General features: G+C 68.0%; 7 protein-coding genes. All 7 read right to left on the bottom strand.

Going from position 1 to position 11,271, the window contains the following annotated elements:
- Window positions 1-131 precede the first annotated feature (131 nt).
- Window positions 132-3,860 carry an ATP-binding protein gene (locus AB1634_16530; protein MEW6221122.1) on the bottom strand — a complete coding sequence of 1,243 codons (3,729 nt, stop codon included), beginning with the start codon at window positions 3,858-3,860 and terminating at the stop codon, window positions 132-134.
- Between the two features lie 130 nt (window positions 3,861-3,990).
- On the bottom strand, window positions 3,991-4,560 hold the full coding sequence (locus AB1634_16525; protein ID MEW6221121.1) for a hypothetical protein: 570 nt from the start codon (window positions 4,558-4,560) through the stop codon (window positions 3,991-3,993).
- A 282-nt stretch (window positions 4,561-4,842) separates the two neighbouring features.
- Entirely contained in the window at window positions 4,843-5,523 is a 681-nt protein-coding gene (rpe, locus tag AB1634_16520; GenBank protein MEW6221120.1) for a ribulose-phosphate 3-epimerase, read from the bottom strand.
- A 31-nt stretch (window positions 5,524-5,554) separates the two neighbouring features.
- Window positions 5,555-8,170, bottom strand: a complete 2,616-nt coding sequence (locus AB1634_16515) for a pitrilysin family protein (GenBank protein MEW6221119.1) — start codon at window positions 8,168-8,170, stop codon at window positions 5,555-5,557.
- A 74-nt stretch (window positions 8,171-8,244) separates the two neighbouring features.
- Window positions 8,245-9,051, bottom strand: coding sequence for a prolipoprotein diacylglyceryl transferase (gene lgt, locus AB1634_16510; GenBank protein ID MEW6221118.1), 807 nt, complete (start codon window positions 9,049-9,051; stop codon window positions 8,245-8,247).
- Between the two features lie 8 nt (window positions 9,052-9,059).
- Window positions 9,060-9,785, bottom strand: coding sequence for an RNA 2'-phosphotransferase (locus AB1634_16505; GenBank protein ID MEW6221117.1), 726 nt, complete (start codon window positions 9,783-9,785; stop codon window positions 9,060-9,062).
- Window positions 9,786-9,790: 5 nt separating this feature from the next.
- On the bottom strand, window positions 9,791-11,221 hold the full coding sequence (gene gatB / locus AB1634_16500) for an Asp-tRNA(Asn)/Glu-tRNA(Gln) amidotransferase subunit GatB (GenBank protein MEW6221116.1): 1,431 nt from the start codon (window positions 11,219-11,221) through the stop codon (window positions 9,791-9,793).
- Window positions 11,222-11,271 lie beyond the last annotated feature (50 nt).

Genomic DNA, 11,271 nt, shown 5'->3' with positions numbered 1-11,271 from the left:
CCCTGGCAGCACTTGCCTCGGCAACTTCCCTGGCTTGACGGTGTCACCCTCAACCTCCATTTCGCCTGAATCACCTGGCGGATGTTATGCCGCTGTGACGGTGATAGGGGGCGCGAAAATCGGTGTTTGTCTCATTTTCGGGGTCCACTATAAAGCTCCTGGTCGAGCAGGCGGTTGCAGAGACGCACCGCAGTCCCGGCCACCATACCGCGCACGGAGTTGAAGGCCGCACGCTCGAGGTCACTTCCTGGGCCTGAGTCGTCATCCACGGTCGGATCAGGGGATCGACTCAGATCCAGCAGGCGGAGCACGAGGCGGGCCAAGGAAGCCTCGTCCTCCAACACCTCGGTACAGGCGCCAAGCACCCACGCCAAGTCCCGGTCCCGCCGGCCCAGGAGCGGCGGCCGGTCCAGGAGACCGAGCAGGTTACGCGCGAGATCGGCCGCCTCGGGGAGAGGCGCCAAGGGCTGCCAGCCCCGGGATGACTGCAGGGTCTCGAACCGAATGGCCAAGTGATCGGCGGCGCCCGTCACGATTGCTTGGCCATAGCCCGGGTCGCCGTCTGCCCGGGACAGCCGATCAGACAACAGGCCCAGAAAACGCAGTGGATCCCGCGCCGCAGCATCCCGCAACACCTGTTCGACCTGCGTCCAGCCGCCGACATAACCCCGATCGGTCATCTCGCGGCGCTCCGGGTCCAGTTGGTAATGGTCCAGCAGCCGTAGAACCCCCTGGTCGGAAAGGCCCAACATCTCATCCACGGTGAGGGGCGACCCCACCAGGCCCCCCCAGGAGCGCAGTCTTGGCTTCGGCTCGAACCTGCCGAAGCACCGTGCCCAGTGGTCAAGAAATCCCTGCGCCTCCGGGGTGCGAAACATGGCAGGGATCCGGATGAGGTAGTTGTAGATCGTGCGGGCGGCCCACTCGTCCTCCCTCTCGGCGCGCCATTCCGGGTCGTCCCAGAGGGCCAGGATGATCGCCTGATTGGCCAGGCGGGCCTCGTCGCTGACATGGGGATAGGCCTCTCGCATGAGCAACCCCAACTCGTATCCCAGCTGGTAGTCCCGCACCAGAGCTTTGTCCGTCAGCTGGGCCTCCATGCCCGGGATGTTCGTTTCGACCGCCTGCCGGTATGCCTGGATCAGAAGGTAGCGCAGACCCAGCTCGGGTACGTAGCGAAGCTGCGGCTCGTGAGCGCGCCACCACTCGGTGTCCCGCCGGGCGCGGTCCTTCAGTGCCTCCTCGAGAGCGATGAGCAGGAGCACGAACGAACCGACATGCCGACCATGGTCGAACCACTCCCGGGCATCCTCCCAGGAGGTTTCGGTCAGGCAGAACGAATAGAGGCCAGGCGCACCAATGACCATGACCTTGGCAGCCCGCTGGCTCCAACGCCGCAGATCTTCCAGCACGAGGTCCAGAAGCGCGTCGGAGGCGAGGAGTCTCCTGGCCAGAAAATCGTTGGGATCGAAGGTATGGGGATCACAGTGAAGCTTGGACCGGATCTGCAGGGGACTGATGTCCTTGTCGTCCACATTTCGGGTGATGGACCGCCACAGCAGGGCGTCGCCACCATCCGTGGCTGCAACCCATCGGCTCAATGGGTGTCCCAGAAGATGCCGGTCTGCTGACTTCTCGATCAGAATGGTGAAGAGGTCCTCGACGCCCGGGGTGTGCCACGCCGCAAAATCCGCCAGGCCGATGATGACCGACCGGGCCACGTCATCCTCCGCGCCCCACCCTTCCTGCAGGGCCTCCCGCCACAGGCCAAGGACCTCGGCTGGGCATCTCGTCGCCCACTGCCGGCTCTGGCGGAGGAAATCCAGCAGCCACTCCTCCCGGCCTGCCGTTGCCTTGGCTGCCGGCAGCCAGTGCTCCCGCAGGAACAGAAGCCAGGCTGGGGAATTGACGCGCCAGAGGAGCCGCCGGAACAGGTCCGGCATCTCGTGGAAGAGAAAGCGGCAGAGCGGCCAGTCCTCCGCTTCGGGTACCAGCTCTGCCAGCGATTCCACCAGGAGACGCTTCAGGTGGTAGACGACCTTCTGCTCGGCGACAGCCGCTCGGACTTGCCGCCGGAACCGGGCCCGATCCGTTGCCCGGAGCGCGAAGAAGAAGGAGCGGATGGTCGGCCGGATGAAGGGCAACGGCGGATGCGCAAGGATGAAGGCGCACAGATCCTGCCCCTGGGCGAAAGCCCTTCGAACCAGGATTGTCTCCAGAAGCGTCTGGTGGGCAAAGCCCAGACGGCCTGGCGCCAGCTCATGGAGGATCCCCTGGCTCTCCAGGCGCTGGACCATCGCTTCGTCGCCGGCCACGGCACGCCGTGGCACTGCGGAGCCCCGGGCACGGGCCAGATTGCGGGCCATGGTCTCCAGGACGGCCAGGGCCGCCGTGCCCAGACACGCGTCCCGCCCCACGATCTCATCGAGGTAGCGATCGTGGAGCTGCCACGCCGTGGCCACGCCAGCAGGCACACCGCCCATGGCCACCAGCCTCTCGAAGACCCGGAGGTTCTCCGGAACCACGAGCAGCGCCCGGAGCGCCGGCGTCAGACTCTCGGGCTCCACCTGCCAGCGCCGGAGTAGGGGCGCGACCACCTCCGGGAACGGCAAGGGCTCCAGGCGGATGGTCTCCTGCCACGCTCGACCGCGCAAGACCGGGTCGTACTGCAGATCGAACTCTCGGCACGCGGCGACCAGCGACACCCCGCGGGTCCTCTCCAGACGGTCCATGAGGCTCAGAAACACCCGCAGGGCGCGCTGTTGCCGGCCGATGGACAGCACATCCAGGGAGTCGATCACCACGACCACCGGTCGCACAGCGGCAAGCCGGGCGCACCGGCCGACCAGATCGTCCGGGAGCCCCCGTGCCACCAGGTCGGCCTCGGTTTCCGCGGCCGCAAAGAGGTCTGCCTTGAGAAACAGGAGCGCCCAGGCGGCCTGGACCTTCTCGATGTGGTCGGCAAGGTCCAGCAGAAGGCAGGTCTTGCCGGTCCCCGGGCCGTCGGTGACCATGATGGTGCGGCAGCCCTGCTCCAGCAGGCTGATGACCCGGTCAAGCTCCGGCCGCCGGATGGGCTCGCCGGCAATGGTGCGCGGCCAGTGGCGGCCGACGGCGGATGCATTGCGAAAGAGCGCCAGGGTTTCGTCTTCGGACCGGTGGGGGGCCAGTTGGATCCCTTCTGCGGCCAAAGCGTTGCGGAGGGCATCCCGGGTGATGACCGGCGCATGCTCGCCCAGTTTGGTCTGGTGCCGATCCAGATGGGCACGCAGGACGGCCAGCGCCCGGTCCGGGTGCGGAGCGAGGCGGTCCATCGCCTCCCGGTTGAGCCGCTCCCAGGCCTCGAAGCCATGGTGGTCGGCAATGCGCACGCGGGCAAGCAGGGCGAACGCCGTTGGGGGAGGCCTCTCCAGGACCTGGGCCACCTTGCCCAGCAGCTCACTCGCGGCGCCAGGGGCGCCCCGGGCGAAGGCCGGATGGTCCGGATAGGCTCGGCAGTCTTCGATCAGGGAGGCCAGCTCCCCGAACGGCGTTCGGGAGTAGAGCCAAACCTGGGCGGTGGACGAGACCTCCAGTTGATCCCTGGCCTTGCGGAGATCGTCGGCAAGCGCCCCATCGCTCAGACCCCACACCCGGTGCCTGGGCTGGTTCTTTTTGATGAGATTGAGCCAGACCCGCCCATCCTCGAAGCGGACGACCACGTCGTCCGCGCTCACGGGGAAACCCTCCCCCGGCAGACCAAGGCTCTCGGCCTGCACGTCTCGGATCGCCGTATCGCCCAAGAGTCGCACCAGCCAGTGGAGAGCCACCAGCCGCTGATACTCGTCCCCCTGGGAGGAGCGCACGCCCGCTCGGCTCACGGCGTCTCCCCTGCGGAGCCGCCAGGCAACCCGAATGGACTTCGGCTTGACTGAACGGCGCCCCCCTGCGTCATCCAGCTGACCCATCCAGATACTGGCGGCCCACAAGACACCTGCATCAGTCGATCAGTCAGAGGAGATAGCCTCGAGCATGAAGCTCCTGGGCAGCTTTCTCAATCTCGGCTGGTGGGAATTTCGGCTTGATCTCCTGCACCAGGCGGAGGGTTTCGTCCCATTGCGCGGTCTTGCCGCCGCGCCGCAGATCCCGGTTGACGTAGACGAGGGTGGAGCGCAGCTCCAGCTCCCGGGCATTGAGGTTGCCGAACTCGTCCACCAGCCGTGTGAGAGCCTGTTGGACGTCGGTCTCTCGGAGGAATGCTTCCCCCTTGTGAACGACAGAGGGGGCCTCCTTGCCGGGGGTAATTCGATAGCCGCCAACCGCGGAGGCACTGGCCTCGACATCGACCCCGCCCAGGGACTCAGCCAGGGCAAGGTCTTGCAGGAGCTGGGAGGCAAAGGGACCGTAGGTATAGAGAGTGAAGTCATACCCGCAGTCGACGCCAAAGGCCTCCTGCAGGAGATAAACCATCTTCTGGAGGACAGTCTTGCCGAACTGCGGGGATGTCTTCTGAAGCCGGTCAGCCAGCTCCGTAATGAGGGCATACCGGTGCCAGGGAATGTTGAGGCCGGTGGGCTTCATGATGTGCTCTCCTTCCGCGCCCTGATCCTTTCAACCATGGCCCTGACCGCGCCGGAGCAGATCCAGGGTCGTCCGGCAGGGTCGCGCAGACCAGAAGGGGAGGAGCCTCGCGCCCTCGGGGACAAACCGCACCCGGAGATGCGAAACCCCGAGGCGGTCCAGGAAGCGTTCAGGACATTTGGCCGTCAGGGCGGTCTGACTTGGCCGTTCTTGGGGTCCTGCTCCGAGGTGTCGATCCCGGCGTCCGGCACGTGGGGCTTCTCTTCACGCGCAGCCCGGACGTCAGCCCGCCGGTGGGGTCTGGTCGAGAATCCGGCGCATGGCGGCGATGGTGGCGTGGTAGTCGGGGGTGCCGAAGATGGCGGAGCCGGCGACGAAGATCTCGGCGCCGGCAGCGACCACCGGAGCGAGGGTGGAAAGGCCAATGCCGCCATCCACCTGGATGCGGGCCGGGCTGCCGGCCTCTTCCAGCATAGCCCTGAGGGCGCGGATCTTGGGCAGGGCGGAGGGGATGAAGGCCTGGCCGCCGAAGCCAGGGTTGACGCTCATGATCAGGACCAGATCCACGTCCGGAAGGACCCAGCGGATCGCCTCCAGGGGGGTGGAAGGATTCAAGACCACCCCGGCCAGCTTGCCGAGATCCTGTTTGATCACCTGGATGGTCCGGTGCAGGTGGGGGCAAGTCTCGGCGTGGACGGTGAGCCAATCGGCACCCGCCTTGGCAAAGGCGGCCAGGTAGCGGTCCGGCGCCTCGATCATGAGGTGCACGTCCAGGGGCAGGTCGGTGACCGGCCGCAGCGCCTCCACCACCAGGGGGCCGATGGTGATGTTGGGCACGAAATGGCCATCCATGACGTCCACATGGATGACGTCGGCGCCGGCCGCCTGCACGGCCCGAACCTGGTCGCCCAGGCGGGCGAAATCGGCAGAGAGGATGGAGGGGGCGATGAGATGACGGCGCATGGGAGCGGCTCCTGGCTGGGCGGCGGTGGGGTCAGGGCTGGGCGCCGGCGCCTACGGTGACCATGATGTAGCGGTCGGGCTGGATGTATTTCCGGGCCACCGCCTGGACGTCGGCGGCGGTGAGATCGGCGATCCGCTGCAGGTACCGGCGGCCGAAATCCAAGCCCAGATCGTAGGTTTCATTCAAGGCCATCTCCAGGGCCTGGGCACCGTAGGATTCGAGACCCAGCTGGTAATGGCCGGCCAGCACGCTTTTCGCCCGCGCCAGCTCGGCGGCGCTGATGGGCTCCTCCCGCAGCCGGTAGAGCTCCCGCCAGATCCCCCGGATGGCATCGTCCTTCTTGTCGGGACTGGTGCCGATGTAAACGCCGAGGCCACCTGTGTCGAGGCCGAGCTGGGTGAAGGCGGACAGGCTGTAGGCCAGGCTCTCCTTGTCCCGCAGCTCGGCAAAGAGACGTCCGCTCTGGCCGGAGAGCACCGTCTCCAGAAGATCGATGGCGAAGCGGTCCGGGCTGGACAGGGTGGTGCCCAGAAAGCCCACCACCAGATGGACCTGCTCCTTCTCCCGGCTGACGATGGCCAGGCGGGGGGCCGGCGGCGGATCCGGCGGGACCGGCGCCGGCCGCTCCGCGGCGCTGCCGGCCGCCGGCCAGTCGCCAAAGAGCCGGGCCACCAGGTCCCGGACCTTGGCCGCCTGCACATCCCCGACCACGGCCATCACCAGCCGCTCCGGCCGCGCCTGCTGCCGGTAGATCCGGGCCAGATCCTCCCGGGTGAGCGCGGCCAGCGAGGTCTCGGAGCCGGCCAGGTTGAGGCCGTACGGGTGGTCGCCGTAAAGCTGGCGGTTGAGCTCCCGGAAGGCCACGGTGGGCAGGGAGTCGTCCTGCTGCCGCAGCTGCGCCAAGAGCTCGGGCCTGAGCTTGTCGATCTCCTCCTGGGCCAAGGCCGGTGTGCGGATGACCTCGGCCATGAGCCCCAGGCCCTCTTCCAGGAAGCGGGCCAGAAAGGAGCCCCGGAGGCCGAAGGTGTTCTTGCCGGTGAAGCCGGCGATGTCGGCCGCCATGTCGGCCACCGCCAGGGACATCTCCCGGGCCGAGCGCTTTTCGGTGCCCTTGGGCAGAAGCTCGCTCAGGAAGGTGAAGGCGCCGTTGGTGTCCCGGTCTTCGGCCATGAGGCCACCGGGAAAGACCAGGCGCACCCCGACGGTGGGCACGTCCGGCGCCTCCCGCACCAGAAGGGTGATGCCGTTGTCCAGCTGGAAGCGGTGGACGTCGGAAAGAAAGGCCTCCGGCACCAGGGAGCTGGACGCCCCTTCCCGGGCTGCGGCATCGGCCCGCTCCACCAGATCCCGCAGGGTGCCAGCCTCCAGGGCCGAGTGGCTGTCGGCCGCCACCAGCAGGCCGGCCACCACCCGGCTGCCCTCGAAATACTGGCCGGCCACCCGCTGGACATCCTGGGCGGTGGCCTCCCGCAGCCGGTTGAGATAGGCGGTCTCCCGGGGGTCGCCGGCCAGGAATTCGAAGGAGCCCAGCATCCGGGCCTGCCCCTCCACCCGCTCCAGGTTGAAGACGAAGTCCGCCTCCAGGTTGCGCTTGGCCCGCTCCAGCTCCTCGGCCGTCACCGGCTGGTACCGGAGCCGGAAGACCTCGGTGAGGCACGCCTCCAGGGCTGCCTCCGCCTTGGCGGGATCAACGAGGGCGGTGATCTCCAAGAGGCCCGGGTCGGCGGGGGTGAAGGTGGAGGCATCGATGCGGAAGACCAGGCCCAGCTCGTCCCGCAGCCGATGGTACAGACGGGAGCTCTCGCCGTGGCCCAGGATGTGGGAGACCAGATCCAGGATCGCGGTGTCCGGGCTGTCGAAGCGGCTGATGGGCAGGCCCACCGCCAGGTGCACCTGGCGGACATCGTCGACGATCTGGAAGAAGCGGGGGCTCGCAGGCAGCGGCTCCCGCACCAGCTCCGGCCGCTGCCTGGTGCTGGCCGGCAGCCCGCCCAGAAGCTGGCTCACCCGCGCCTCCACCTTCTGGGCCGCCACATCCCCCACCACCACCACCGCCAGGTTGCCGGCCTGGTAATGGCGGTCGATGTAGGCCAGGATCTTGTCCCGGGTGAGACTCGCCACCGTGGCCTCGCTGCCGATGATCGGCCGGCGGTACGGGTGCTGGCTGTAGGCGTTGGCCATCAGCGCCTCGAAGAGCCGGATCGGCGGCCGATCCTGGCGCATGCGCACCTCCTCCAGCACCACCTGCTTCTCCCGCTCCAGCTCGGCGGGGTCGAAGACGGAGTGGAGGACGGCATCGGCCAGGACGTCCAGGGCCGCTTCCCAGCCCGCGGCAGCCAGGGTGGCGTGGTAGACGGTGTACTCGTAGGAGGTGAAGGCATTGACCGAGCCGCCCAGGCCCTCGATCACCCCGGCCAGCTCGCCCGGCCCCCGGGTGGGGGTGCCCTTGAAGATCATGTGCTCGATGAGGTGGGTGATGCCCGCCTCGCCGGGATCCTCGTAGACACTGCCCGCCCGGACCCAGATCTGCACCGTCACCGCCGGGCTGGCCGGCGTCTCCTTGACGATGACCGTCAGGCCGTTGTCCAGGGTGGACTTGTAGAGGTGGCGGCCGAGGTCCTCGGCCTGGGCTATCGGGCCTGCCATCGAGATCGTCATCGCCATCACCGTCGCGAAAAGGCTGACTGTTGCGAGAAAGCGGCTCACCTGCGACACCCTCCCTAAGGGTAGTTGGCCGAGCCCGATGCCAGGGGACGGCCGCGGTTACGGGCCACGAAGAGGATCGCCCCGGCCACCAGCATGAGGCTGCACAGAAGCTGGCCCATGGTCAGGGGGCCGAGGATGAAGCCCAGCTGGGGATCCGGCTCCCGGAAGGCCTCGACCACGAAACGGAACAGGCCGTAGAGGACCAGGAACAGGCCCAGCATGCTGCCGGCCGGCAGCCGGCGGTTCTTGACCTGCCAGAGGATGGCAAAAAGGACCACCCCCTCCAGGAGGCTTTCGTAAAGCTGGGAGGGATGGCGGGGCAGGGGCCCGCCCTGGGGGAAGACCATGGCCCAGGGCACGTCGCTCACCCGGCCATAGAGCTCGCCGTTGATGAAGTTGCCCAGCCGGCCCAGGGCCAGGCCGACCGGCATGGTCACTGTGTAGGCGTCGGCGGTCTGCCAGAAGCCCAGGCCGACCCGGCGGCAGAACCACCAGCCCCCCAGGATGAGGCCCAGAAGGCCGCCGTGGAAGGACAGCCCGCCCCGCCAAACCGCCAGGGCCTCCAGAGGATTGTCCAGGAAATACGGCCCGTTGTAGAAGAGGATATAGCCAAGCCGGGCCCCCAGCACCAAAGACAGCAGCAGGACCACATTGAGGTTGTCCATCTGGGCCGCCAGCCGGGTCAGCTGGAAGCGGCGGGTCTGGTGCCGCACCAGGAAATGGGTGGCGACAAAGCCCAGCACGTACATGAGGCCGTACCAGCGCACCTGCACCGGCCCTATGGCCACCAGTACCGGATCGATGTTGGGATAGGGCAGCATGGACGGCCTCAAAACCAGTCCTGGTCCCGCTTCCGCCGCCGCTCCTTCTTCCAGGCCGGCCCGGACTTGCCCGGCCGGCCCTTCCCGGACCGGTTGTCCCCGGCCGAACCGATCAGGTCCCGGAAGGGGTTGATCACCGGCTCCGGAGCGGTCTTCCTGGCGGAGGGTGCCTTCTCCCGGGTCTTGGGCAGGGGGGGGCCGGTCAAGACGGTCGCCGGCAGCCGGTCGGCCAGAAACAGGGTCTCGCCGCAGGGCTGGAAGACCACCCCTTCCGCCAGGGCGGCCTGCACGTCCACCCGGACGATCACCGGCTCCGGGTCCCGGCGCCGGCCGATGCAACGGGCCAGCTCCTCGGTCCGGGCCAGCACCACCAGGCTGCGGCCGGCAGCCGGTGCCAGTCCCTCGGCCCGGACATGGGCATAGGCCCGGGGCCGCACCGCGGCAAAAAGCACCGCCGGCCGGCTGGCCGCCACCGGCAAAGGCAGCCGCCGCCGGGCGCGCACCAACCGGCCGTCCTCGCTCACCTCCATCTCCTCCTGGCCGGAGGTCAGGAGCAGGTCCTTGAGAAGGCCGTCCCGCAGAAAGGCCCAGCCCGGCTCCTGCTGCACCGCCCGCAACAGCTCTTTCGCCGGCAGCCAGCCCGCCTGGTCGAGCACCAGGCCGAATTCGTCCGGCCGGTGGCCGAGGATGTAGATGAGAAGTCTTTCCAGCTGGCGGGTCTGGTGGCGGTCCACGCTGGCTATTCGGCCAGGGCCCGGCTGAAGAGGTCGTTGGCCAGGCGGGGGTTGGCGCGGCCCCTGGTGCGCTTCATGAGCTCGCCGACAAAAAAGCCCATGATCTTCGTACGACCGGCCCGGAACTGGGCCGCCTGCTCGGGGTTGGCGGCGACGATCTCCTGGACCAGGACGGCCAGCTCGCCTTCGTCGCTGACCTGGGACAGGCCTTTCTCCGCCACCAGGGCATCGGGGTCCTTGCCGGTGGCCAGCATGTCCACGAACAGGGACTTGGCGATCTTGCCGCTGATGGCACCCTGGTCCACCAGGGTCAAAAGTCGGCCCAGGCTGGCCGGGGTGATCGGCAGGGCAGCCGGATCGCCCTCTTCGCCTTTCAGCTCCCGCATGAGCTCGGACATGATCCAGTTGGCCGCCTTCTTGGGCTGGGGATAGCCGGCCAGCACCGCCTCGAAGTAGTCGGCCAAGGGCCGGCTGGCGGTGAGCACCCCGGCGTCGTAAGCGCCCAGCCCCAGCGCCTCTTCGAAGCGCTGCCGCCGGGCGTCGGGCAGCTCCGGCAGGCGCGCCCGCACCGCCTCGATCCAGGCCGCATCGATGGCCAGGGGCACCAGATCCGGATCCGGGAAGTAGCGGTAGTCGTGGGCCTCCTCCTTGCCCCGCATGGGCAAGGTGGCGCCCTGGTCGGCATCCCAGAGCCGAGTCTCCTGGACGACGCTGCCGCCGTCCAGGAGGACGTCCCGCTGCCGCCGGGCCTCGAACTCCAGGGCCCGCTGCACGTTGCGGAAGGAGTTCATGTTCTTGAGCTCGGTGCGGGTGCCGAAGGTCGAGGCTCCGGCCGGCCGCAGGGAGATGTTGGCGTCACAGCGGAAGGAGCCCTCCTCCATGTTGCCGTCGCAGATGTCGAGATAGCGCAGGATCTGGTGCAGCTTGCGCAGGTAGGCGGCCACCTCCTCCGGCGAGCGCAGGTCCGGCTCGGAGACGATCTCCATGAGCGGCGTGCCGGTGCGGTTGAGGTCCACATAGCTCAATGGCTGCCGCTCGTCGTGGATCAGCTTGCCGGCATCCTCCTCCATGTGGATGCGGGTGATGCCGATCCGCCGGCGGCCCGCCTCGGTGTCGATGACCACGGCGCCGTGCTCGGCCAACGGCAGCTCGAACTGGGAGATCTGGTAGCCCTTGGGGAGATCGGGGTAGAAGTAGTTCTTGCGGGCGAACTGGCACCGGGAGCGGATGGTGCAGCCGGTGGCCAGGGCCATGGCCATGGTGTAATCCACCACCTTCCGGTTCAGGACCGGCAGCACCCCGGGCATGCCCAGGCAGACCGGGCAGGTGTTGGTGTTGGGCGGCGCGCCGAAGCGGGTGGAGCAGCCGCAGAAGATCTTGCTGGCGGTCTTGAGCTGGGCGTGCACCTCCAGCCCGATCACAATCTCGAAATCCATGACAGCCTTGTCGCGAGTGTCTGGCCGAGGGGACAATCAGGCCTCGACCG

This window comes from Thermodesulfobacteriota bacterium, assembly GCA_040755095.1.
Taxonomy (GTDB): Bacteria; Desulfobacterota; Desulfobulbia; order Desulfobulbales; family JBFMBH01; genus JBFMBH01.
Note: the sequence above shows the minus strand (reverse complement) of the source record. Positions and strands in the feature narration are given on the sequence as shown.